The sequence below is a fragment of the Thioalkalivibrio sp. XN279 genome (genome assembly GCF_011089885.1).
GTDB lineage: Bacteria > Pseudomonadota > Gammaproteobacteria > Steroidobacterales > XN24 > XN24.
In genome coordinates, this window is the sequence record NZ_JAANBD010000015.1 from 111,194 (window position 1) to 133,398 (window position 22,205).

Here is a 22,205-nt window from a genome sequence, read left to right on the forward strand (position 1 = left end):
CGCCGCAACCAGGGTGGCTTGGATGAAATACACCGACCTCAGGGACTTCATGCGCCTGCTCGAGCAGCAGGGGGAGCTGAAGCGCATCACCGCACCGGTCAGCCCGGTGCTGGAGATGACGGAGATCTGCGACCGCACGCTGAAGCGCGGCGGCCCGGCGCTGTTGTTCGAGCGGCCCACGGGTTTCGACATCCCGGTGCTCGGGAACCTGTTCGGCACGCCGCGGCGCGTGGCCCTGGGCATGGGCCAGGACTCGGTCGAGGCGCTGCGCGAAGTCGGCAAGCTGCTGGCCTTCCTCAAGGAGCCCGACCCGCCCAAGGGCATGCGCGACGCCTGGGACAAGCTGCCCATCTTCCGCCAAGTGCTGAACATGGCGCCGAAGACGGTGCGCTCGGCGCCCTGCCAGCAGAACTTCGTCGAGGGGCCGGACGTGGACCTGGAGAAGCTGCCGATCCAGACCTGCTGGCCGGGCGACGCGGGGCCGCTGCTCACCTGGGGCCTGGTCATCACCCGGGGCCCCGAGCGGCCGCGCCAGAACCTCGGCATCTACCGCCAGCAGCTGATCGGCAAGAACCGGCTCATCATGCGCTGGCTGTCGCACCGCGGCGGCGCGCTGGACTTCCGCGACTGGCAGCAGAAGCACCCCGGCCAGCCCTTCCCCGTGGCGGTGGCGCTGGGTGCGGACCCGGCGACCATCCTCGGCGCCGTGACGCCGGTGCCGGACACCCTGTCGGAGTACGCCTTCGCCGGGCTGCTGCGCGGCGGGCGCACCGAGGTGGTGAAGTGCTCGCATGCGGACCTCGAGGTGCCGGCCAGCGCCGAGATCGTGCTGGAGGGTCATCTCCATCCCGGCGACACCGCGCCCGAGGGGCCGTTCGGCGACCACACCGGCTACTACAACGAGGTGGACGATTTCCCGGTCTTCACCGTGGACCGGGTCAGCTGGCGCGACAACCCGATCTACCACAGCACCTACACCGGCCGGCCGCCGGACGAGCCGGCGGTGCTGGGCGTGGCGCTGAACGAGGTGTTCGTGCCCATCCTGCAGAAGCAGTTCCCGGAGATCGTGGACTTCTACCTGCCGCCGGAGGGCTGCTCCTACCGCATGGCGGTGGTGAGCATGAAAAAGCAGTACCCGGGCCATGCCAAGCGCGTCATGCTCGGCATCTGGTCCTTCCTCAGGCAATTCATGTACACCAAGTTCGTCGTGGTCACCGACGACGACGTCGACGTGCGCAACTGGCAGGACGTGATCTGGGCCATGACCACGCGCATGGATCCGGCGCGCGACACGGTGATCATCGAGAACACGCCGATCGACTACCTGGACTTCGCCTCGCCGGTGTCCGGGTTGGGCTCCAAGATCGGTTTCGACGCCACCAACAAGTGGCCGGGCGAGACGCAGCGGGAGTGGGGCCGGCCCATCAGCATGGACCCCGAGGTCAAGGCCCGCGTCGATGCGTTGTGGCCGGAGCTGGGCATCGACTAGATTGAACATAACGCGCTGCCGCGGTGGTAGTCTTGCGTGCGCGCACAACTGGAAGGGGAGACGTGCATGCGGCATATCCTGGTGATGAATCCCAAGGGCGGGTGCGGCAAGAGCACCGTGGCGACCAACCTGGCCAGCTGGTACGCGACGCGGGGCGCGCAGGTGGCCCTGGCGGATTTCGACCCGCAGCGCTCGAGCATGGACTGGGCCGGGCTGCGCCCCGCGGATGCGCCGCCGGTGGCAGCCGTGGCGGCTTATGAAGAGGGGCTGCGCAGCGTGCCGCGCAACGCCGACGTCGTGGTCATCGACGCCCCCGCCCGCGCGCACGGCCGCGAGCTGACCGAGCTGGTGCGCCGCGCCGAAACGGTGCTCATCCCAGTGCTGCCGTCGGCCATCGACATGCGCGCGGCCTCGAATTTCATCACCGAGCTGCTGGACGTCGGCCGCGTCGCCCGGCAGCAGGCCCGGATCGCCGTCATCGCCAACCGCATCAAGGAGAACACGCTCAGCTTCGACGAGCTGGACTCCTACCTGCGCAAGCTCGGCGTGCCCTACGTGGCGACCCTGCGGGATGCGCAGAACTACGTGCGCGCCTACGGCCGCGGGCTCGGCGTGTTCGAGCTGCCGCACTACCTGGCGTGGCAGGACTGGGAGCAGTGGGCGCCGCTCACCGACTGGCTGGCAAGTCCCGCCAGCCGGCCCTGAGCTGGCGACGGCCTCAGCCCGCGGCGGCGTGCGGGCCCTGGATCCAGGCGACGACCGGCCGGATCTCGCCGACCCAGTGCCGCAGCACCGCCTCGGCCGCCGGTTCCAGCTGTCCCGCGGCCAGCAGGCGCGCGATTTCCGCATGCTCCTCCCGCGCCGTCTCCACGTCGCGCGCGCTGCGTTCCCAGCTCCCGGCATAGGGCCGCAGGCGGCTGCGCACGCGCTCCAGCATCTGGCCGAGCTCGCGGTTCGGGTTCCGGCTGACGAGGGTCTCGTGCCAGCGCCGGTCCAGGTCGGCACGCTGCATCGGGGTGAGATGGGCTGAGCCGAGGCGCTCGTTGAGGCTGCCGAGCTGGCCGGCCAGGTGCGCCGCCTGGGCGCCGCTCAGGCGTAGCGCCAGCCCTTCCAGCGCTCCCACGACCGGGTGGAGATTGCGCACCCGCTCGGCCGACAGCTTGGGCACCCGGAAGCCGCGCCGCGGCACGGCTTCCACCAGGCCGTCGCTGGCGAGGCTGGTGAGCGCTTCGCGCAGGGGCGTGCGGCTGACCCCCATGGCCCGGCTGATGCGCTCCTCTTCCAGCCGCTGGCCCGGTGGGAGGCGGCCGTCGGACAGCCAGTTGAGCAGCTCCTCGCGCACCTGGTCACGCAGGTTGGCGTGCTGGATCGCCATATCCGGACACCTCGCAGGCAGGAAATACTGTGGATTGTATACGGTATTTCAGGACCTGTCCTGGGTCAGGCTGGCGGCGACGCCGGCGGCAAGCGAGTCGTAACGCGGGATGAAGCCCAGCTCCGTGCGCATGCGCGTGGTGTCGACGCGCCGGCTTTCGACCAGGAACCCGCGCATGGCAGGCGAGACCCGGGCCAGCAAGTCCTGCAGCGGCAACTCGGGTGGGGGCGCCAGGCCGGCCGCGTCAGCCACGGCGCGGAAGTATTCGGTCGTGCTGGCATGATCGCCGTCGCCGACGTTGAATATGCGCTGCGCACCCGGGTAATCGACGGCGGCAAGGCAGGCCGCCGCGAGGTCGTCGACGTGGATCCGGTTCCCCGGGCCCGCGTCCTCGGCCCGCACCACGGGCGCCCCCTGCCGGATGCGGTCGGTGGGCAGGCGCCCGGGGCCGTAGATCCCGGGCACACGCAGGATGCGCACCGGCACTCCCGTGGCCTCGCCCCACTGCAGCGCGGCGCGCTCCGCGTCCAGGCGCCGTGCGCCGCGTTCCGAGGCGGGCGCCGCAGGCGTCTCCTCGGTCACCAGCGCGCCGCCGGTATCGCCGTAGACCGCGGTGGTGCTGAGGTAGACTAGGCTCGCGGGTAAAGCCGGCAGGGCCGAGAGGAAGTTGCGCAGGCGCGGGTCGTCAGCCCCCGCCTGCGGCGGCGGCGTCATGTACACCAGGGCACGCCCGGCGCAACAGTCGCGCGGCAGCCGCGCGGCAGGCAGGTCGAGGTCAAGCCGCAGCGCGCGGCCGCCGAGGGCGCGGATTTGCGCCAGGCTGTCGTCGCCACGGGCTGTGCCGACGACGTCGCGGCCGGGTTCGCGGCAAAGTTTCAGCAGGCGGCGGCCGGTATAGCCGCAGCCCACCACGGTCAGGCCGGCTTGAACGGCCGCGGGATGTTCCGGATGAGTCATTGCGTCAGATTACATCCAGGCGGCGAGACCTTCGAGGTCGTCGACGACGAGCCGGTGCTGGCGGCCGGCCTGCGCGCCGGACTGCACCTGCCCCACAGTTGCCGCGGCGGGAGTTGCGGCGCCTGCGAGGCACGCATCGTCCGCGGCGAGGTCACCTACCCGAACGGCCTGCCGCCCGGCATCACCGCGGCGGAAGCCGCCGGCGGGCGTGCCCTGCTGTGCCAGGCGCGCGCTGTCACCGATCTCGAGCTGGAGGCGCGGGCGCTCGCCGTGCCCGAAGAGGTGCGCATCCGCCGCCTGCCCTGCCGGGTCGAGACCCACGAGCTCCTGTGTCACGACGTGGTGCGCCTGGTGGTGAAACTGCCGGCGCTGGAGCCGTTCGTGTTCCTGGCCGGGCAGTACGTCGACTTCCTGCTCCCGGGCGGGCAGCGGCGCAGCTATTCCATCGCCAGCCCGCCGCACCAGCCCGATCGCCTCGAGCTGCACGTGCGCAAGGTGGCCGGCGGGGTGTTCACGACGCAGGTGTTCGAGCAGCTCGGCGAGCGGGCCCTGTTGCGCATCGAGGGGCCGCTGGGCGGCTTCTGGTTGCGCGAGGAGGCCACGCGTCCGGTCGTCATGGTGGCCGGGGGCACCGGCTTTGCCCCGATCAAGTCCATGCTGCAGCACTTGCTGCACACCGGGGCGAGCCGGCCGGTGCATTTCTACTGGGGCGTGCGCCGTCCCCGCGACCTGTACGAAGGGGAACTGGTAACGCACTGGGCGGCCGCACATGACTGGCTCACCTTCACGCCCGTCATGTCGGCGCCCCAGCCCGAGGACGCGTGGAGCGGGCGGCGCGGCTGGGTGCACGAGGCGGTGCTGGCCGACCACCCGTCGCTGGCGGCAGTGGATGTGTACGCGGCCGGGCCGCCCCCCATGATCGGCGTCATCCAGGAACTGTTCCCGGCACACGGCTTGCCGCAGGGTCGCCTGTACTTCGATTCCTTCGAGTTTTCTGCGCCGTCGGCCTGAACGGCCTGGACGACGCGCGGGCCGCTCAGCTCCGGCCGGGCTGGGCCGGTGGGGCCAGCGCCGGCGTGCCGTCCGCCGCCGCGGTCAGGCCCTGCCGGAATGCTTCGGACGCGGCGCCGGACTCGCCCAGCTTCACCAGCAGCTCGCCGTAGATGCGCCAGGTCTCGGGGCGCGGGCGTATCGCCAGGCTGGTCTCGAGATAGCTGCGCGCCTTGCCCCAGAGCTCGCTGCGCAAACACAGGCGGCCGCAGGCGAGCAGCAGTTCGGCGTCTTCCGGACGTTCGTTGAGCCATTTTTCCAGCGTCGCGAGCTGCGTCGAGGGGTCCGGGGTCTCCAGCCGCCCGTACAGCGCGACCAGCGAGGCGGACCAGGACGACTTGAGCGCCTTGCGCAGCACGGATTCCACTTGCTCCGACGCGCCGAGACGCACGCCGTTGCGGGCATAGCTCTCCACCACCTCCACACGCTGGCGCAACTTGCGCGCCAGGGCCTTCCAGGCTTGCTCCAGCGCAGCCGTGTCGGGCGTGCGGTCCAGCGAGGCCTGCGCAACACGCACTTCGAGCGTCGCCAGCGCGTCGCCATCCAGGACCTTGGCGCTGCGCAAGCGCGGCAGCAGCGCCTCCAGCGCCGGCCAGTCGCCGAGCCGCTCCAGCACGCGGGCCTGCAACACCAGCCCCCTGGGATGCGTGGCGTTGCGCTGCTCGAGCTGGCGCAGGGTCGCCAATGCTTCCTCGAGCTGGCCGTAGTCGAGCTGGAGTTCCGCCTGCGTCAGCAGCACCGCCGGGGTGGCGGCGGGGTCGGCCTCGTAGGCGAGGCGCAGCCACTCGTCGCGCCGGTCCACCGCCTGTTGTTCCTGCGCCGCGCGCGCCGCGGAGAGGTACCCCGCCAGCGAGGCCGGGCCGCGCGCGGCGCGCCCCAGCAGTTTCTCGCCGCGTCCCCATTGCCCCTCGGCAATGGCGGCAAAGGCATGGTCGAGGTGGCGCTGCGAGCGACGGGCGCGATACTCACCGACAGCCTGCCCCATGCGGCGCGGCGCGCGGAACAGCCAGCCCAGCAGCCGGACGAGGAGGTAGAGCAGCACCATTGCGATCACCAGTCCGGGCACCGAGGTCTCGAGCGTCCAGCCGCGGATGTCGACGAGCACGTAGCCCTGGTCGCCGAGCAGCCAGTGGGCCCCGACGGCGCCGAGCGCCAGGGCGAGCAGCAGGAGGAGTCCCCAGCGCATCGCTATTCGCCGTTCCCGAGGTCGCGCAGCAGCCCCACGGAACGGGATATGGCGGGCCAGCGCGGCGAGATGTCGCGCTGCTGCAGTTCGTCGATGGCGTCGATCACGGCCTCGACGGCGGGGTCGTCGTCCTGGAAATACTCTGCCAGCGCCGCACGCGCGGCACCCAGCCCGGCGGCATAGTTGGCGGCGTCGCCGGCCAGCGCCGCGAGGCGCGCGCTCTTCAGGTCGAGCTCGACGTTGCGATAAAGGAAGAAGGCCTCGTCCGGGGCCAGCAGCGGCGCGGCAGGCGCATCGCTGCGGCGCAGGCGGAACAGGCCGGTGGCGGCGTCCCGCACGCGGGAGAGGAAGCGATCCCAGCCGCTGGCCGGTTCTGCGCCGCCGCCGCCGGTTGCCGTAGGCACGGGGGTCAGGGCGCCGCGCAGGGGCAGGCCCTCGATGCGCCCGGCCAGGCTGTCCAGGCGCAGCGCGATCCCCGCGACGTCCACCTGCGTCACCGCCTCCACGGCCGCGATCTCGTCGTTCACCGCCGCCCGCACGCCGGCCAGCGCCGGGTCGTCGAGGCGCGCGATGCGGTCGTCGGCTTCCCGCAGGGCGGCCAGGGCCACGCGCGGATTGCCCGCCAGGCGCAGCTCGCGGTCGGCCAGCAGCAGCAGGAACTCGATTTCCGCCAGCGTGGGTGCGCGCTCCGCGGAAGCCTCTTCCTGCGCTGCCGCGGCGAGCCGGTTGCGCACCTGCCGCAGCTCGTCCTCGAGGGCGGACAGGGCCTGCCGCCGTTCACCCTGGGTGGCCTCGACCTCCCGGATGCGCTCCCGGGCGGCCTGCAGGTCCGCGCGCAGCTCGTCCAGGTTGCGCACCGCGGCCGCTTGCCGCAGGACTAGGTTTTCCTGTGCCGCACGATCCTGCTGCAGCAGCCAGTAGAGATAGCCCGTGCCGCCGGCAGCGGCCAGCGCCAGCAGCAGCGCCAGCAGGGCCACGGCGCCGCCGCGTTTCGGCGCGGGTGGCGGTGGCGACGGTTGCGACGATGGCCGTGTTGGTGGAGGCGGCGGTGGCGGCGGGGGAGTGTCTGCCGCAGCCGTTTCGGGCGGCATTTCGGCAGCTTCCGCCCTGGCGTCCACCTCGGTGCCTGCCGTCGCGGTGTCCGGCGTCGTTTCCGGCGTCGTTTCCGGCGTCGTTTCCGGCGTCGTTTCCGTCGTGGATTCCGTCGCGGCGTCTGCGGGGGGCGCGCCGTCGGTGGCGCCGTCCCTGGTCCGGTCAGTCCGGGAATCGTTCATTCCGTCGCTCCCGTCCGGGCTTACGCCCCGGTTGCGTGCCAGCGGGCGATCGCCTCAGCAAGGCTCTGGTCGTCGGGCCCGTCTGCCAGTATACGCTCCGCGGCATGGCCCCAGTCCTCGGCAATTTGTAACACACGCTCGCTGACCGTCACCAGCGGCGTGCGGCGGAGGAGTATCTCGCCTTCGGCGCCGAGCATGCCGCACAGGTTGCGGAAGATGTCGCCGCTGGTGGCCGTGAAGATGTGAATCTCGCCCGCCGCCCACCGTTCCAGGATGAACTGGCGCCGGTCGGGGTCGAGAGGCGCCTGCACGCGCCGGTAAACGTCGAGGTAGCGGACCCGTGCGCCGCGCTCCTTCAAGCCCGCCGCCAACGCCGCGCGCCCGCCTTCGCCCCTGATGATGAACACGCGCACGCCCGACAGGTTCTCGAACTCGGGCTGCGCCAGCATGTCTTCCGTGGTGAAGCCCGCGGGCCGCACGTCCGGCGTCAGGCCGAGCTCGGCCAGGGCCTTGGCAGTGGAGGGGCCGATGGCTGCCACGCGCGGGCGCGGCTGCGGCAGGTAGCGGGCGCCCCAGGCGACGGCGTTGCGGCTGGCGAAGATCACCAGGCCGCCGGCGGGCAGGGTGGCCAGCTCGGCGAGTTCCGAGGTGTCCGGCTGCACCGGCTCGATGCTGATGCTGGGCATGAGGATGGCTTCGCCGCCGCGGGACTCGATCGCCTGCACCAGGTCTTCCCCCAGCCCCTGGGGCCGGGTGACGAGCACGGTGACGCCACGCAGGCTGGTCTCAGCCATGTGCTCAGCCTTCCTGCAGCAGCGCTGCCGCTCCGCGCTCGAACAGGTCGCGCGCCAGCGCGGCGCCGATGGCCGCGGCGTCCGCTGCAGGTCCGCGTCGCTCGCCGTGGAGCACTGAGGCGCCGTCGCGCGTGGCCACCAGGCCGCGCAGGTAGAGTTCATCGCCGTCGATGACGGCGAAGCCGGCCACGGGCGATTCGCAGCTCGCGCCCAGCCCGCCGGCGAAGGCGCGCTCGGCGTCGACGCAGCGGCGGGTGTCCGCGTGCTCAAGCGGGGCCACCAGCTCGGCCACTGCGGCGTCGTCCTGCAGCGCCTCGATGCCGACCGCGCCCTGGCCCACGGCCGGGAGCGAAACTTCGTAGGGCAGGAAACCGGCAATGCGCTCGGCCAGGCCGAGCCGCTTGAGGCCGGCAGCTGCCAGCAGGATGGCGCTGAAATGACCGTGGTCGAGCTTGCGCAGGCGGGTCTCCACGTTGCCGCGTATGGGCTCGACTTCCAGGTCGGGCCGGGCATGCTGCAGCTGGGCCTGGCGGCGCAGGCTGGAAGTGCCGACCACGCTGCCGGCCGGGATGTCCTCGATGCGCATGTAGTCGGCGGAGACCAGCGCATCGCGCGGGTCCTCGCGCTCCAGCACGGCCACGATGCCGAAGCCTTCCGGCATCTCGGCAGGGACGTCTTTCATGGAATGCACGGCGATGTCCGCGCGGCCTTCCAGCATGGCGGTTTCCAGTTCCTTGATGAACAGGCCCTTGCCGCCGATCTTCGCCAGCGTGGTGTCGAGGATCTGGTCGCCCTTGGTGGTCATCGGCACCAGTTCCACCGTGAGGTCCGGGTGGTGGCGGCACAGCTCGGCGGCCACGTGCTCGGCCTGCCACATGGCGAGGCGACTCTCCCGGGTGGCGATCCTGATGGTCTTTTTCATGCTTCGTCGGTCCTCTGGCGCGCCCGTGAGTTCACTCGTCGGCGGAAGAAAACATATCTGATTTGAGCCGGAAAAGCGCAGAGATGTCTTCCTCGGCGCTGGTGTCCGCGATGCGCGCGTAGTGCACCAGCGTCATCTCCACCACCGGCAGCTTGACGCCGAGTTCCTCCGCCATGCGGCGGCAGATCTCGAGGTCCTTGGCGTGCAGGCCGACCTTGAAGCCGAGCGGGTACTCGCCGCGCACCATGGTCGGGCCCCGTCGCGACAGGAACCAGTTGCCCGCGGCGCCCTTCTCCAGGGCCGCGATCAGCCTGTCCATCGGCAGCCCCTGGGCGCGGCCGAAGGCCAGCGCCTCGGTCACCGCCTGGTTGATGCCCGCGACCATGATCTGGTTGGTCGCCTTCGCCGCCTGCCCGGCGCCGACCGGGCCCATGTGCACGATGGTGCTGCCCATGGCCTCCAGCGCCGGGCGCGCCCGTTCCAGGTGCGCCTCCTCGCCGCCGACCATGATCGACAGCGTGCCCGCCGCAGCACCCTCGGTCCCGCCGCTGACGGGGCAGTCAAGGAAGCCGGCGCCGCCCGCGGCCAGCCGTGCCGCCGCCTCACGCGCCGTGGCCGCGGCCACGGTGGAGCAGTCCACCACCACGGCATCCGGGCGCAGCGCCGGCGCCATGGCGTCGATGACATGGAGCAGGTCCGCGTCGGCCGAGACGCAGGTGACGACGACGTCGCATTGCGCCGCCAGGGCCGCCGGCGTCTCCGCCGCTACCGTGCCTGTCTCCGCGGCCAGCGCCTCGGCCTTGGCCGGCGTGCGGTTCCAGGCGCCGTGCAGCAGCCCGGCCCGATGCAGGTTGCGCGCCATGGGCAGGCCCATGGCGCCGAGGCCGATGAATCCAACCCGCAGCATCTCAGTCCTCCAGGTAGGTGTAGCCGGAGAGGCCGTCGCTGAGCGCGCGCAGGAAGTAGCTCTGGTCTTCCTCGTCCAGGCCGGCGGCCGCGATCTTGCGCGCGTAGGAGGCGCGCAGTTCGTCGGCCGCGAAGTGCACGTAGCCCAGCAGTTGCTCGGCGGTGTCGCCGCTGCGCGGCATGCCGAGCACCGGGTCGCCCGCCGGGGACAGGTAGACGTCGACGCTGTCGGTGTCGCCGAACAGGTTGTGCAGGTCGCCGAGGATCTCCTGGTACGCGCCCACCATGAGAATGGCCAGCAGGTATTCCTCGTCGGCGCTCACCGCGTGCACCGGCAGGCTGTGCTCGATGCCTTCACCGTCCACGTACAGGTCGACGCGCCCGTCGGAGTCGCAGGTCAGGTCGCGCAGTACGCCGCGGCGTGTCGGTGCCTCGTCGAGGCGCTGCGCCGGGATGATGGGGAACACCTGGTCGATGGCCCAGATGTCGGGCAGCGACTGGAACACCGACATGTTGATGAACAGCTTGTCGGCGGTGATCTGCTTGAGCTCGTCGAGGACGGCGCGCGGCGGGTTGCTCTGGCCCAGCAGGCGGTCGCGCACGGCGTGCATCAGGGCGCGCGCCAGGGCTTCGCCGCGGGCCCGCTCATGCAGGTCGATCTCGCCGCCGATGTAGCGCTGGTGCAGCTCCGCCATGAGGTGCTGCGTCTCGCGGTAGACCTCTTCCGGCGAGCTGTCCTCGAGACGCTGGAACTGGTCCCACAGGCCCTGCACCTCGGCGCCGCTGTCTTCGGGCGGCTCGACCGGGCGCGTGTTGGTCGGCACGTCGGTGTCGATGACGTTGGTGACCAGCACGGCATGCTGCGCGGCCATGGCGCGGCCCGACTCGGAGACGATTTCCGGTCGCTCCATGTCCGCGGCGTCGCACACTTCAGCGATGGTGTCGACCACCGTGCGGGCATAATCCTCGATGCTGTAGTTGACCGAGTTGGCGCTGCGCGAGCGCGTGCCCTCGTAGTCGACGCCGAGCCCGCCGCCGACGTCCATCAGCCCCAGGTCGAGCCCGGCGCGGCGCAGGTCGACATACACGCGTGCGGCTTCCGTGAGACCGCGGCGGATGTCACGCAGGTTGGGCACCTGCGAACCGACGTGGACGTGCAGCATACGGATGCAGTGGCCCATGCCGGCGCGGTTGGCGCGCTCGGCGGCGTCCAGCAGCTGGCCCGCGGTGAGTCCGAACTTGGACTTCTCGCCGCCGGTGTCCTGCCAGTTGCCGGCCCCCACGCTGGACAGCCGCAAACGCACGCCCAGCCGCGGCTCGAGCTCGAACTCCTGTGCCAGCTGGATGATGCGGTCCAGCTCGGAGAGCTTCTCCACCACGATGTAGACCTCGTGGCCGAGGCGCTGCGCGATCATCGCCAGCTCGAGGTACTCATGGTCCTTGTAGCCGTTGCACACGATCATGCCGCCGGGCGGTGAAACGCCCAGCACGGCCATGAGCTCCGGCTTGCTGCCCGTCTCGAGCCCGACGCGCGCGCCGCCGTGGCCGACCAGGGTGTCCACCACGCTGCGCTGCTGGTTGACCTTGATCGGGTAAACCACGCGGTAGCGCGCCTCGTAACCGCGCGCCGACATGGCGTTGCGGAAGGCGTTGTGCAGGCGGTCGAGCCGGTCGCGCAGGATGTCCGTGAAGCGGAACAGGATCGGCGGCGCCAGCCCGGCGAGGCGGGCGCGGCGCACCAGTTCCACCAGGTCGACCTGCGCGCCGTTGCGGAACGGCCGCACCACCAGGCGACCCTGGGTACCGATGTCGAAGTAGCCGTCGCTCCAGCGGGAAATTCCGTAGAGGCGGCGATTGGCTTCGATCTGTTCCTGGCTCATGCGCGGCGGCCTCCGGCGTTGTCAGGGAGGACTGGAAAAAAGGGCGCGCAGTATAGCGCATCGCCGTGAACGGAAAGCGCTGCGCCACCGGCGGCGCGCGGCGGATTACGGTCGGCTGGAGTGCGGCAGGCTAGTTGGGGCCGTCGGGCTCGCAGTAGTCCGCGACGGCCTGGCGCGCCGCCTGGCGCGCCTGCACAGTTTCCTCGTCGGTGAGGAAGCGGCGTCCGCCGTCGGGCAGCTGCTCGTAGAGTCGCGGCGAGTTCTCGTAGGTTGCCAGCGTCCTGCGCGCCTCTTCGCAAGCGGCGGCCCTGAGCCGGGCCTGTTCCTCGCGCGCCGCGGCGAGCGCCTCGTCGCCCCCGGCCGCACCGGGGCGGGCCCCGGAGGGGTTCGCGCCGCCGGCTTCCGCCGCCGTGCGCGCCTCGCTGGTGGGCCGCGACTGCACCTGCACCCGCACGGAGTCGGCCGAAATCGGCCGGTCGCTGTAGACCACCGTGCCGTCCGGCTTCACGGTGCGATAGACCTCCTCGGCGTCGGCATACGCCACAGAAGTCGCGAGGGCGAGCAGCAGCAATGCGGACAGCAGCGTTTTCATCGTCCGGGCCTCCTCAGAGCGCCTTGTCGTCAGTTTCGCCGGTGCGAATGCGGATGGCCTGTTCCAGGTCGTAGACGAAAATCTTGCCGTCCCCGATCTTGCCGGTGCGAGCCGTGTTGACGATGGCCTCGATCACGCGCTCCAGCGCATCGTCTGCCACTGCCAGTTCGAGTTTCACCTTGGGCAGGAAATCCACCACGTACTCAGCGCCACGGTAAAGCTCAGTGTGTCCCTTCTGGCGCCCGAAACCCTTGACCTCCGTCACAGTAATGCCCTGCACGCCGAGATCGGCGAGGGCTTCACGGACGTCGTCCAGCTTGAAGGGCTTGATGATGGCGCAGACCATTTTCATCGTCGTTCTCCGAATGCATACCGGGCCCGGGGAAGTCTAGCACCGCCCCTGCGCCGGTGTGGAGCGGGCAAAAAAAAGGCCGGGGGCGAGAACGCCCCCGGCCGGGAAGCGGCGCATCCTGCGCCTGCCATGCGAAAGACGATCAGTCGCCGGACTTGGTGAACTCCGGGTAGGCCTCGAGGCCGCACTCGTGCAGGTCGACACCCTCGTACTCTTCCTGCTCGGAGACGCGGATGCCCGCCACCTTCTTGATGACGAACCACACCAGGAGGCTGGCGAAGAACACCCAGGAGAAGATCACCGCCAGGCCGATGAGCTGGCCGGAGAGCGTGGCGTCACCGTTGGAGAGCAGCACGGCGAGCACGCCCCAGATGCCGGCGGTGCCGTGCACGGAGATGGCGCCGACCGGGTCGTCGATGCGCAGCTTGCGATCCAGGAACACGATCGAGCCCACCACCAGCAGGCCGCCGATGGCGCCGATGACCATGGCCAGCAGCGGCGACGGCGAGAGCGGGTCGGCGGTGATGGACACCAGGCCGGCGAGGGCGCCGTTCAGAGCCATGGTGAGATCGGCCTTGCCGAACCAGGCCTTGGCCAGCAGCAGCGCCGCCACCAGGCCGGCCGCGGCCGCCAGGTTGGTGTTGGTGAACACCAGCGCCACGTTGTTGGCCGACCCCACGTCCGACACTTTCAGCTCGGAGCCGCCGTTGAAGCCGAACCAGCCCATCCACAGGATGAACATGCCCAGCGTGGCCAGTGGCAGGTTGGAGCCGGGAATGGCATTGACCTGGCCCTTGGCGCCGTACTTCCCTTTGCGCGCACCGAGCAGGATGACGCCCGCCAGGGCCGCCGCAGCGCCGGCCAGGTGCACGATGCCCGAGCCCGCGTAGTCGGAGTAACCGAAGGTCTCGCCGAGGAAGCCACCGCCCCAGGTCCAGTAGCCCTGCACCGGGTAGATGACGGCCGTCATGACCACCGCGAAGGCGAAGAACGACCACAGCTTCATGCGCTCGGCCACCGCGCCCGAGACGATCGACATGGCGGTGGCGACGAACACCACCTGGAAGAAGAAGTCCGCCAGGTTCGAGTAGTAGGGCGCGTCGTCCCCGCCGGCCACCACGTCCGCCACGGCGTTGTCAGCCGTGCCGAGCATGCTGATGCCGGGGATGATGCCGTTGCCGTCGCCGTACATGATCCCGTAGCCGACCAGCATGTACATCAGGCAGGCGATGGAATACAGGCCGACGTTCTTGGTCAGGATCTCGGCGGTGTTCTTCGCCCGCACCAGGCCGGCTTCCAGCATGGTGAAGCCTGCGGCCATCCACATGACCAGGGCCCCGGACATGAGGAAGTAGAAGGTGTCGAGCGCGTAGCTCAGTTCAAGTATCTGTTCCACTGTCTTCCTCCCCTCAGACCGCTTCCGGACCGGTCTCGCCGGTACGGATGCGGATGACCTGTTCCAGTGGCATGACGAAGATCTTGCCGTCGCCGATCTTGCCGGTGCGCGCGGTGTTGCTGATGACCTCGATGACCTGCTCCAGCAGCTCGTCGTCGATGGCCACCTCCACCTTCATTTTCGGCAGGAAATCGACCACGTACTCGGCACCGCGATAGAGTTCGGTGTGGCCGCGCTGGCGACCGAAGCCCTTCACCTCGGTCACCGTGACGCCTTTCACGCCGACGTCCGCCAGGGCCTGGCGCACGTCGTCGAGCTTGAACGGCTTGATGATTGCTGTGACCAGTTTCATGCCGCTTACCTCAGGTCGAAGGTCTTGCCGATGGTGAACACCAGCGAGGTCTCGCTCGAGCCCGTAAACGACAGGTCGCTGTCACTCATCACCGCGGCGACGCCGATATCGAACCCGGACACCTCGGCGCCGTAGCCGACCTCGCCGTAGCTGCCGTCGAAGTCCTGCGTGAAGGTGCCGTATGTGGCGTAGAACCCTTCGTACTCGACGGTGCCGGCGACGAAGCCGTAGTCGAGCTCGGGACCGTCGAAGTTGTCGTAGGTGCCGAAGGAGTATTCGACGCTGAACAGCCCGTAGCCGGCCGTGAGGTTGATTTCCTGGTAGGTGTCGTCGAAGTCGTCGGTGTAGAAGTAACCGGTATAGCCGATGCCGTAGCTGAAGTCGCCGATGGCGCCGCCGAAGCCGGCATAGAGGTCGTACTCCATGCCCTGGCCGACGTCTGCGCCCCAGGTGCCGGCGTAGAAGCCGCTCTCGTGCTCGTAGTCGAGCCCGGCGTAGGCCGAGGCGTCGCTCTGCTTGATGCCGCGGAAGATGTAGTCGGACATCATGCCGACGTTCGCGCTAAAATCTCCGGCGACTGCCGCCTGGCTGGCCGCCAGCCCCAGGACCGCGAGCAGGTACTTGGATCGAGTCATGTTGTTTTCCTCCCAGTGGAAAGCATGGTCCGGGTCGTTGTGCCCCGGCTGATTGCTGCAAAGCACGATGCGTGCCAGCTCTGACGGTTCAATGACTTAGCCGCGATCCGCCGCAGGGACGGCAGCAGGGCGCACCGTCATGGTGCAGGGCAGCATCCCCCCATGCCCCATTGCGGGGCGCGAGGACCGAGCATGGAACCCAAGAGGCCGAACATCGACGAACTGGCCCGGCGCCTGGCCGACAGCCTGCCCGGGGGGCTCAAGGCCCTGCGCGAGGATGCGGAACAGAACTTCCGCGCCGTGCTGCAGGCGGGCTTGTCCCGTCTCGATCTCGTCACCCGCGAAGAGTTCGACGTGCAGGCCGCGGTACTGAAGCGCACGCGCGAGAAACTCGAGGCGCTCGAAGCGCGCCTGGCGAAGCTCGAGCAGCCACCGGAATAGCGCCCGCCGGACTGCCGCCCGGCAGCCGTTCCCCGCTGTCTGCGCACCTGCGTGGAAGTTTCCCGGCTTTCAGTCCATAGTTGGTGGATGGCTGCACGGCTTTGCAGCCGTGCCAGGAGGGCGGCATGCCACCGGATGGAGCGAGATTCCGCGGGACCGGCACGGACGGGGACCGAGCCCGTGCCGAGAGGGTGGTGGCGTCGCAGACCATGCGTTCACGTGCGCCGCCGGTGGTGCTGGCGTGGATCACGCCGATGGTCGTCGTCATCGCGGTGGCGATCACTTTCTGCACCGCGTTCTACGTCCTCGACTCGCTCCTGTTCGGCGCCGACCTGCATAGCGCCAGCAGCATCTTCCAGCACTACCTCTCTTTCGATCCCGTGCTCATCACCGACGCGCTGCCGACGCTCGGTATGACCATCGTGGCGGTGCTCGGCATCGTGCTCACGGTGGTGGCCATCATCGTGCAGCTGTCTTCAGAGCGTTACACCAGCGTCGCGATCATGTTCCTGCGCGAGCCGGTGCACATCGCGGTGATCAGCTTCTACATCGTCGCCAGCCTGTGCGCCGTGTGGCTGAGCGTGACCTTGCGGCCCGACTTCGTGCCGCGCAGCCTGCTGCTGCTGGTGATGATCCTGACCAGCCTCGGCCTGGCCGGGATGTTGCCTTATTTCGCCTACACCTTCTGGTTCCTGGAGCCGGGCAACATTATCGACCGCCTGCGGCGCAACACCGCGCGCCTCACCGCGCGCGGCCTGGCGGCGCAGGAACCGGAGGAGGCGAACCGGATGCAGCGGCGGGTGCTGGAGAAGATGGAGGAAATCACCGACATCGCCAACAACTCGATCGAGGGCCGGGACAAGATCATCGCCGGCGCGGCCGTGGACGCCCTGTGCGACTTCGCCGTCGATTACGTCGCCACCAAGCCCGAGAAAGACATCGCCTGGTACCGCCTCGGTCCCGAGCTGCGCTTCAACCCGGATTTCGTCGCCATGGACACGGAGTTGCTGGCGGAACTCGAGACGCGCCGGCTATGGGTGGAGTGGAAGACGCTGCACGAGTACCTGCGCGTGTACTACGAGGCGCTGGACTCGATGACCGATGTCGCGTCGCAGGTCGCGATCGACACCCGCTACATCGGCGAGGCGGCCGCAGACACGCAGCAGACCGACCTGATCCGCATGGTGTTCCGCTTTTTCAATTCCTACCTGCGGGCGGCGATCGACCGGGGCATCGAGCGGACCGCTGACGACGTGCTGCTGCAGTACCGCATGCTCCTCGAGCAACTCCTGCGCCAGGAGCTGTGCGAGGAGGCGTGCGAGGGCGTGCGCTTCATGAAGCACTATGGCTACCTCGCCTTCGAGGAGGAGCTGATCTGGATCACCGAGACCGTCGCCTACGACATCGCGAGCCTGTGCCGCTACGCCCACCAGGAACGGCTGGGCTGCGACGAGGCCATGCTGTTCGAGCTGCTGGCGCTGGACTCGGAAGGCCCCGGCGATACCCGTCGTCACTACCGCGGCCTGCGCGGCGTGCGCAAGGCGCAGACGCGCCTGGGGGTCTATTACTTGTCCGAGGGTGACGAGATGAAGGCCGGCCTGGTGGCGGACGACATGGCCGAGATGTCCCCGGTTTTCAAGGCCGAGGTGCGTAACGACCTGTGGCTGCAGGCTCCGCCCCACTTCTGGGAGATCGTCGACCGGGGACGGAACCTGCATTACCTGACCGACAAAGAGCGCGGCTACCTCGACCGGTTCCTCGACCAGGTCCGCACCAGCCACGCCTGACCGCCTGTGACCTCGTGGCGGCCGGCCGGCGCCGACACAGGCGCCCTTCGTTCGGAAGTCTTTATCTCGCTCAGTGCGCCTGTGACGTCGCCGGCCGCCCGGTAGTTGCGTCGGTGCAGGTATGTCCGGATTTCCCGGCCTGTTGCCCGGTTTTGGCGGCTTACCTCGAATGCCGTTGCGCCCGAACATGGCAGGGTGTGCGGGCTCGGGGGGGTGGGGATGGCGTTGGCGAAGGTGCTGAGCCGGGCGCAATGCGGCCTCGAGGCGCTGCCGGTGACAGTCGAAGTCCACGCCGGCGGCGGGCTGCCGGGGTTCAACATCGTGGGGCTCCCGGCGACGGCGGTGCGGGAAAGCCGCGACCGCGTGCGCGCGGCATTGTCGAACTGCAGCTTCCGCTTTCCTGCCGGCAAAGTGATCGTCAACCTGGCGCCGGCCGACCTGCCGAAAGAGGGCGGGCGCTTCGACCTGCCCATCGCGCTGGGGGTGCTGGTCGCCTCGGGGCAGCTTCCCGGGCGCTGTCTCAAGGTCACGGAGTTCCTCGGCGAGCTTTCCCTCAATGGAGACTTGCGGCCGGTGCAGGCTCCGCTGTGCGCGGCCATCGCCGCGGCAAGCAAGGGGCGGACGCTGGTCGTTCCCTCGGCTTCGGCTGCCGAGGCGGCTGTGGCCGGCGCCGGCGAGGTACGCGCGGCGCAACACCTGCTGGCGGTGGCGGCGCACTTGCAGGGCCGCAAGCCGCTGCCGGTCGTGACGGCGCCGCCGCGCTTGATGGCGGGGATACACCAGGGCCCGGACCTGTCCGAGGTGCGCGGGCAGCAGCGGGGACGGCGCCTGCTGGAACTCGCCGCGGCGGGCGGGCACAACCTGCTGTTCATCGGTCCGCCCGGCACCGGCAAGACCATGCTGGCGCGACGCCTCGGGGGGCTGTTGCCGCCCCTCGACCCGGCCACGGCCTTGCAGGTGGCGTCGATCGCCTCGGCGGCCGGCAAGCCTTTCGCGCCCGACGACTGGGGACGCCGCCCGTTTCGTGCCCCGCATCATTCCGCCTCTTCCGTAGCGCTGACCGGCGGCGGCGCCAACCCGCGGCCGGGCGAGGTGACGCTGGCCCACCACGGCGTCCTGTTTCTCGACGAGCTGCCGGAGTTCAGCCGCACGGCGCTGGAGGCATTGCGGCAACCACTGGAGGAGGGTGAACTGACCATCAGTCGCGCCGCTGTGCAGCGCACTTTCCCGGCCCGTTTCATGCTGGTAGCGGCGATGAACCCCTGTCCCTGCGGCTTCCTCGGCGACCCGCGCGGAAACTGCTGTTGCAGCGCCGATGCCGTGCAGCGCTACCGCTGGCGCATTTCCGGGCCGCTGCTGGACCGTATCGACCTGGTGGCAGAGATGCCGCGCCCCGCGCCGGAGGAGATGCTCGGGCCGCCCGGCGAATCCTCAGCGCGGGTGCGCGAGCGGGTGCGTGCGGTGCGCGACACGAGCGTGCGGCGGCAGGGCGGCCTGAACGCCCGCCTCGAAGGCAAGGCGCTGGACACGCATGCGGCGCTCGACCCGGCGGGGCGGGCCCTGCTGGTGCGCTCGGCGGAGAAGCTGGGCCTTTCGGCGCGCGCGCAGACGCGGGTACGGCGGGTGGCGCGCACCATCGCTGATGCGGCCGGGGCGGAGGCGATCGGGCTGCGACACCTGGCCGAGGCGCTGTCGTGCCGTGGCCTGGATCGAATGGACTAGCCGTCTCCGGGGCGGGTCGCCCAATGAAAAGGCCCGGGGCGGGTGCCCCGGGCCTGGTTTCTTGGGCCTGCGGTTCAGGCCATCAAGGGTTGTGGCTCAGGTCCGGGACGCGGCGAAAGATGTAGGACCACCCGGCGTCCAGCGCTTGCCTGAAGTCGCTGCGGAGCTTCTCCGTTTCGGCTTCGCCGTGCACCTTGGTGACGATCTCCCAGACGCCGTCGCGCTCCTGGTCCATGGCGGCGAAGTTCTCGAACGGCGTCACCACGAAATAGTCAGCGGCCTTCTCGGGCCCGCCCATCACGCTGTACCAGTAGCCGCGGGAGTCGCCTTCGACTTCCTTCATGGCGGCGCTGACCTTCCTGACGACGTTCATCATCAGGCGGCCGTCGTCGGCCCTGAAGTTGGAGACCCAGACGACGTCCCCGCCCGATCCGCTGCGGCTGATGTCGGGCATCAGGCGCGCATAGGAGTTCGTGTTGTTGTCTGCATGCGTGTAGGGCGTGATCTTTTCCAGCGCCACGTCACGGCAACCGCGCGCAGCCTCGTCCGGCGTGTCGAGGTCGGCCCAGTTGTCCATGCGGAAGGCGGCGACGTAGACGTTCCCCTGGCCCTGCTGGCGGCGCCAGATGTTCCATGTGCCGGCGCCCTTCTTCTCGACATAGCACTCTTTCCACGCCGCGATGCCGGCCCGGAAATCATCGTCGTGCCCAGCCTTTACGTGCAGCTCGAGCAACGAAAGCATGTGGCCGGAGGATTCTTCCTGCGCGCTGGCAGTGAAAGGCACAGCAAGCGCCGCCGCGCTGATCGCGATCAGCGCGAGTGTTTTCCGATGGTTCATTGAGCTCTCTCCAGTTGGTCTTTAGCTTGTTGTTTTGAGGCGCGCTGTCCTCCCTGCAGCAGGCACAGCACCCACAGACCCTAGGATCCGACGAGCATCCTGTCAAATTTATTTCACGAAATATTTTGCTGCAATGCGGCTACGTGCCCGACATGGGCGGTGCGACAGCGCCCGCCGGGTGCGGTTCATCGCGGGATGCCGCTCGCCATCGGGTATAGTGCCGCCCTCCCGCGACCCGACACCTGACCCCGCGATGTCACTCAATCCCGCCCAGCTCGAGGCCGTGAACTACACGGCCGGTCCCCTGCTCGTGCTTGCCGGCGCGGGCAGCGGCAAGACGCGCGTCATCACTCACAAGATCGGCGCCCTGGTCGCGGGTGGCGTCCCGGCCTACGCCATCGCGGCGGTGACTTTCACCAACAAGGCGGCGCGCGAGATGCGCCAGCGCGCGGCGACCCTGCTCGACAAGGACACCGCCAAGGCGCTGAAGATTTCGACCTTCCACACCCTCGGCCTGAACATCTTGCGGCGCGAGTACGGCAACCTGGGCTACAAGCGCGGCTTCACCATCTTCGATGCCCACGACAGCCGTGCGCTGGTGAAAGAGCTGCTGCGCAGCGACAACGCCGACACCGATGCGGCCGTGGACATGGCCTGCGCCGCGATCTCCAGCTGGAAGAGCGAGCTGGTCGACCCGCCCACCGCGCTGGCCACGGCGAGCGACGACATCGACGCGGCGCGCGCGCGCCAGTACGCCGCCTACCAACGGGCGTTGCAGGCCTACAACGCGCTCGATTTCGACGACCTGATCGCGCGCCCCGTGTTCCTGTTTCGCGAGCTGCCGCAGGTGCTGGCGGCGTGGCAGGACCGCATCCGCTACATGCTCGGCGACGAGTACCAGGACACCAACCAGGCGCAGTACCAGCTCATGAGCCAGCTGGTCGGCGCACGCGGCGCTTTCACCGTGGTGGGCGACGACGACCAGTCGATCTACGCCTGGCGTGGGGCGCGCCCGGACAACCTGAAGCGGCTGGCGCAGGACTTCCCGGCGCTCAGGGTGATCAAGCTGGAGCAGAACTACCGTTCCTCCAGCCGCATCCTGGAGGCCGCCAACGGCCTCATCGCCAACAACCCGCACCTGTTCGAGAAGCGGCTGTGGAGCGCGCACGGGCCCGGCGACCGCATTCGCGTCATGGCGGCGCGCGACGGCGCCGACGAGGCCGACCGCGTGGCCATGGAGATCATGCGCCAGCGCATGGAGCGCGGCGGCAGCTGGGGCGACTTTGCCGTGCTCTATCGCGGCAACCACCAGGCGCGGCCCTTCGAGCAGTCGCTGCGTACCCTGCAGATTCCCTACTCGGTCACCGGCGGCACGTCTTTCTTCGACCGCAGCGAGGTCAAGGACGTGCTGGCGTATCTCCGGCTCATAGCCAACCCGGACGACGACGCGGCCTTTCTCAGGATCGTCAACGTGCCGCGGCGCGAGATCGGCACCGCGACCCTGGAGAAGCTGGGCGGCTGGGCCTCCGAGCGCGGCCTGGGCCTGCTTGCCGCCTGCATGGAGACCGGCCTGCACGGCGTGCTGCCGGCGCGCGCGGTCGAGCGATTGTTCGCTTTCGGCCGGCGCATCATCGAGCTCGGCGACGAGGCCGAGGACGGCGCACCGGTGGACGAACTGGCGCGTGAGCTGATCGAAGACATCGGCTATCGCGACTGGTTGTTCGAAAACGCGCGCGACCCGCGCCAGGCCGAAACCGCGAACGAGAACCTCGGCGAGCTGCTCGACTGGCTGGCGAAGGCGGCGCGCGACGACGAGGCGCCCACCCTGTCCGATGCCCTGCGGCGGCTGTCGCTGATGGACATGCTGGACCGCGAGGCCGGCGAGGGGCAGGACGACCGCGTGCGCCTGATGACCCTGCACGCGGCCAAGGGGCTGGAGTTTCCGGTGGTGTTCCTCGCCGGTTGCGAGGAAGAGCTGCTGCCGCACCGCGCTAACCTGGAGGGGCCGGGGCTGGAGGAGGAGCGGCGCCTGGCCTACGTCGGCATCACGCGCGCCCAGCGGCGGCTGTTTTTGAGCTATGCCCGCCGCCGCAAGCGCTTCGGCGAGACCCTGGAATGCACGCCCAGCAGGTTCCTCGAGGAGTTGCCGGCCGACCTGCTGGAGTGGGAGGGGCGAACCGAGGTGAGCGCGGAAGAGAAAAAGGCCCGCGGGCAGAGCGCCATCGCGGGCCTTCGGTCGCTGCTCGGCGAGGACTAG

The 22,205-nt window shown here is 69.6% G+C and carries 21 protein-coding genes; 7 read left to right on the forward strand and 14 right to left on the reverse strand.

Annotated features, from left to right (window positions below; all coding sequences use genetic code 11):
- The first annotated feature begins 22 nt into the window (after window positions 1-22).
- Complete coding sequence (gene ubiD / locus G8346_RS02100; protein WP_166047726.1) at window positions 23-1,489, forward strand: 4-hydroxy-3-polyprenylbenzoate decarboxylase; 1,467 nt, start codon at window positions 23-25, stop codon at window positions 1,487-1,489.
- Between the two features lie 66 nt (window positions 1,490-1,555).
- On the forward strand, window positions 1,556-2,194 hold the full coding sequence (locus G8346_RS02105) for a ParA family protein (protein ID WP_166047728.1): 639 nt from the start codon (window positions 1,556-1,558) through the stop codon (window positions 2,192-2,194).
- Between the two features lie 13 nt (window positions 2,195-2,207).
- On the opposite strand, the gene G8346_RS02110 is transcribed toward G8346_RS02105, so the two are convergent.
- A complete protein-coding gene (locus G8346_RS02110) occupies window positions 2,208-2,864 on the reverse strand; it encodes a GntR family transcriptional regulator (RefSeq protein ID WP_166047731.1) in 657 nt (218 codons plus the stop codon).
- Window positions 2,865-2,912: 48 nt separating this feature from the next.
- Complete coding sequence (locus G8346_RS02115) at window positions 2,913-3,821, reverse strand: NAD-dependent epimerase/dehydratase family protein (protein ID WP_166047733.1); 909 nt, start codon at window positions 3,819-3,821, stop codon at window positions 2,913-2,915.
- Between G8346_RS02115 and G8346_RS02120 the strand changes: the two genes are divergently transcribed.
- Entirely contained in the window at window positions 3,813-4,832 is a 1,020-nt protein-coding gene (locus tag G8346_RS02120) for a CDP-6-deoxy-delta-3,4-glucoseen reductase (RefSeq protein WP_166047735.1), read from the forward strand. The genes G8346_RS02115 and G8346_RS02120 overlap by 9 nt on opposite strands.
- A gap of 25 nt (window positions 4,833-4,857) precedes the next feature.
- On the opposite strand, the gene G8346_RS02125 is transcribed toward G8346_RS02120, so the two are convergent.
- From G8346_RS02125 to G8346_RS02175, 11 genes are all read right to left on the reverse strand, one after another.
- Entirely contained in the window at window positions 4,858-6,057 is a 1,200-nt protein-coding gene (locus G8346_RS02125) for a heme biosynthesis HemY N-terminal domain-containing protein (RefSeq protein WP_166047736.1), read from the reverse strand.
- Between the two features lie 2 nt (window positions 6,058-6,059).
- Complete coding sequence (locus G8346_RS02130) at window positions 6,060-7,331, reverse strand: uroporphyrinogen-III C-methyltransferase (RefSeq protein ID WP_166047738.1); 1,272 nt, start codon at window positions 7,329-7,331, stop codon at window positions 6,060-6,062.
- 20 nt (window positions 7,332-7,351) lie between these two features.
- Window positions 7,352-8,125 carry a uroporphyrinogen-III synthase gene (locus G8346_RS02135; RefSeq protein ID WP_166047740.1) on the reverse strand — a complete coding sequence of 258 codons (774 nt, stop codon included), beginning with the start codon at window positions 8,123-8,125 and terminating at the stop codon, window positions 7,352-7,354.
- Window positions 8,126-8,129: 4 nt separating this feature from the next.
- Window positions 8,130-9,047, reverse strand: a complete 918-nt coding sequence (gene hemC, locus G8346_RS02140; RefSeq protein WP_166047742.1) for a hydroxymethylbilane synthase — start codon at window positions 9,045-9,047, stop codon at window positions 8,130-8,132.
- A gap of 31 nt (window positions 9,048-9,078) precedes the next feature.
- Window positions 9,079-9,954, reverse strand: a complete 876-nt coding sequence (locus G8346_RS02145; protein WP_166047744.1) for an NAD(P)-dependent oxidoreductase — start codon at window positions 9,952-9,954, stop codon at window positions 9,079-9,081.
- A gap of 1 nt (window position 9,955) precedes the next feature.
- On the reverse strand, window positions 9,956-11,833 hold the full coding sequence (gene speA, locus G8346_RS02150) for a biosynthetic arginine decarboxylase (RefSeq protein WP_166047746.1): 1,878 nt from the start codon (window positions 11,831-11,833) through the stop codon (window positions 9,956-9,958).
- 130 nt (window positions 11,834-11,963) lie between these two features.
- Complete coding sequence (locus G8346_RS02155) at window positions 11,964-12,425, reverse strand: DUF4124 domain-containing protein (RefSeq protein ID WP_166047748.1); 462 nt, start codon at window positions 12,423-12,425, stop codon at window positions 11,964-11,966.
- Window positions 12,426-12,438: 13 nt separating this feature from the next.
- Window positions 12,439-12,777 (reverse strand): P-II family nitrogen regulator, encoded by a 339-nt coding sequence (glnK, locus tag G8346_RS02160; protein WP_166047749.1) that lies wholly within the window; start codon window positions 12,775-12,777, stop codon window positions 12,439-12,441.
- A gap of 142 nt (window positions 12,778-12,919) precedes the next feature.
- Window positions 12,920-14,173, reverse strand: coding sequence for an ammonium transporter (locus G8346_RS02165; protein WP_166047751.1), 1,254 nt, complete (start codon window positions 14,171-14,173; stop codon window positions 12,920-12,922).
- Window positions 14,174-14,186: 13 nt separating this feature from the next.
- Entirely contained in the window at window positions 14,187-14,525 is a 339-nt protein-coding gene (glnK, locus tag G8346_RS02170) for a P-II family nitrogen regulator (protein WP_166047753.1), read from the reverse strand.
- 5 nt (window positions 14,526-14,530) lie between these two features.
- Entirely contained in the window at window positions 14,531-15,160 is a 630-nt protein-coding gene (locus G8346_RS02175) for a TorF family putative porin (RefSeq protein WP_166047755.1), read from the reverse strand.
- Window positions 15,161-15,352: 192 nt separating this feature from the next.
- Between G8346_RS02175 and G8346_RS02180 the strand changes: the two genes are divergently transcribed.
- The 3 genes from G8346_RS02180 to G8346_RS02190 all read left to right on the forward strand — a co-directional run bounded on the left by G8346_RS02180 (window position 15,353) and on the right by G8346_RS02190 (window position 19,110).
- Window positions 15,353-15,601 carry an accessory factor UbiK family protein gene (locus G8346_RS02180; protein WP_166047757.1) on the forward strand — a complete coding sequence of 83 codons (249 nt, stop codon included), beginning with the start codon at window positions 15,353-15,355 and terminating at the stop codon, window positions 15,599-15,601.
- A gap of 209 nt (window positions 15,602-15,810) precedes the next feature.
- Window positions 15,811-17,388 carry a DUF2254 family protein gene (locus G8346_RS02185; RefSeq protein ID WP_166047759.1) on the forward strand — a complete coding sequence of 526 codons (1,578 nt, stop codon included), beginning with the start codon at window positions 15,811-15,813 and terminating at the stop codon, window positions 17,386-17,388.
- Window positions 17,389-17,607: 219 nt separating this feature from the next.
- Window positions 17,608-19,110, forward strand: a complete 1,503-nt coding sequence (locus G8346_RS02190; protein WP_166047761.1) for a YifB family Mg chelatase-like AAA ATPase — start codon at window positions 17,608-17,610, stop codon at window positions 19,108-19,110.
- An 82-nt stretch (window positions 19,111-19,192) separates the two neighbouring features.
- Here the strand turns inward: G8346_RS02190 and G8346_RS02195 are convergent, their stop codons facing one another.
- Window positions 19,193-19,948 carry a hypothetical protein gene (locus tag G8346_RS02195; protein WP_166047763.1) on the reverse strand — a complete coding sequence of 252 codons (756 nt, stop codon included), beginning with the start codon at window positions 19,946-19,948 and terminating at the stop codon, window positions 19,193-19,195.
- A gap of 253 nt (window positions 19,949-20,201) precedes the next feature.
- Here G8346_RS02195 and G8346_RS02200 point away from each other — a divergent pair, with 253 nt between their 5' ends.
- The gene (locus G8346_RS02200; RefSeq protein ID WP_166047765.1) at window positions 20,202-22,205 is read left to right on the forward strand and encodes a UvrD-helicase domain-containing protein; all 2,004 of its coding nucleotides are present in this window, start codon (window positions 20,202-20,204) and stop codon (window positions 22,203-22,205) included.

Bases quoted from the DNA above. Each gene is read 5' to 3' on its own strand.
- ubiD (WP_166047726.1), top strand. From the start codon at position 23: ATGAAATACACCGACCTCAGGGACTTCATGCGCCTGCTCGAGCAGCAG.
- G8346_RS02105 (WP_166047728.1), top strand. From the start codon at position 1,556: ATGCGGCATATCCTGGTGATGAATCCCAAGGGCGGGTGCGGCAAGAGC.
- G8346_RS02110 (WP_166047731.1), bottom strand. From the start codon at position 2,864: ATGGCGATCCAGCACGCCAACCTGCGTGACCAGGTGCGCGAGGAGCTG.
- G8346_RS02120 (WP_166047735.1), top strand. From the start codon at position 3,813: ATGAGTCATTGCGTCAGATTACATCCAGGCGGCGAGACCTTCGAGGTC.
- G8346_RS02115 (WP_166047733.1), bottom strand. From the start codon at position 3,821: ATGACTCATCCGGAACATCCCGCGGCCGTTCAAGCCGGCCTGACCGTG.
- G8346_RS02125 (WP_166047736.1), bottom strand. From the start codon at position 6,057: ATGCGCTGGGGACTCCTCCTGCTGCTCGCCCTGGCGCTCGGCGCCGTC.
- G8346_RS02130 (WP_166047738.1), bottom strand. From the start codon at position 7,331: ATGAACGATTCCCGGACTGACCGGACCAGGGACGGCGCCACCGACGGC.
- G8346_RS02135 (WP_166047740.1), bottom strand. From the start codon at position 8,125: ATGGCTGAGACCAGCCTGCGTGGCGTCACCGTGCTCGTCACCCGGCCC.
- hemC (WP_166047742.1), bottom strand. From the start codon at position 9,047: ATGAAAAAGACCATCAGGATCGCCACCCGGGAGAGTCGCCTCGCCATG.
- G8346_RS02145 (WP_166047744.1), bottom strand. From the start codon at position 9,954: ATGCTGCGGGTTGGATTCATCGGCCTCGGCGCCATGGGCCTGCCCATG.
- speA (WP_166047746.1), bottom strand. From the start codon at position 11,833: ATGAGCCAGGAACAGATCGAAGCCAATCGCCGCCTCTACGGAATTTCC.
- G8346_RS02155 (WP_166047748.1), bottom strand. From the start codon at position 12,425: ATGAAAACGCTGCTGTCCGCATTGCTGCTGCTCGCCCTCGCGACTTCT.
- glnK (WP_166047749.1), bottom strand. From the start codon at position 12,777: ATGAAAATGGTCTGCGCCATCATCAAGCCCTTCAAGCTGGACGACGTC.
- glnK (WP_166047753.1), bottom strand. From the start codon at position 14,525: ATGAAACTGGTCACAGCAATCATCAAGCCGTTCAAGCTCGACGACGTG.
- G8346_RS02175 (WP_166047755.1), bottom strand. From the start codon at position 15,160: ATGACTCGATCCAAGTACCTGCTCGCGGTCCTGGGGCTGGCGGCCAGC.
- G8346_RS02180 (WP_166047757.1), top strand. From the start codon at position 15,353: ATGGAACCCAAGAGGCCGAACATCGACGAACTGGCCCGGCGCCTGGCC.
- G8346_RS02185 (WP_166047759.1), top strand. From the start codon at position 15,811: ATGCGTTCACGTGCGCCGCCGGTGGTGCTGGCGTGGATCACGCCGATG.
- G8346_RS02190 (WP_166047761.1), top strand. From the start codon at position 17,608: ATGGCGTTGGCGAAGGTGCTGAGCCGGGCGCAATGCGGCCTCGAGGCG.
- G8346_RS02195 (WP_166047763.1), bottom strand. From the start codon at position 19,948: ATGAACCATCGGAAAACACTCGCGCTGATCGCGATCAGCGCGGCGGCG.
- G8346_RS02200 (WP_166047765.1), top strand. From the start codon at position 20,202: ATGTCACTCAATCCCGCCCAGCTCGAGGCCGTGAACTACACGGCCGGT.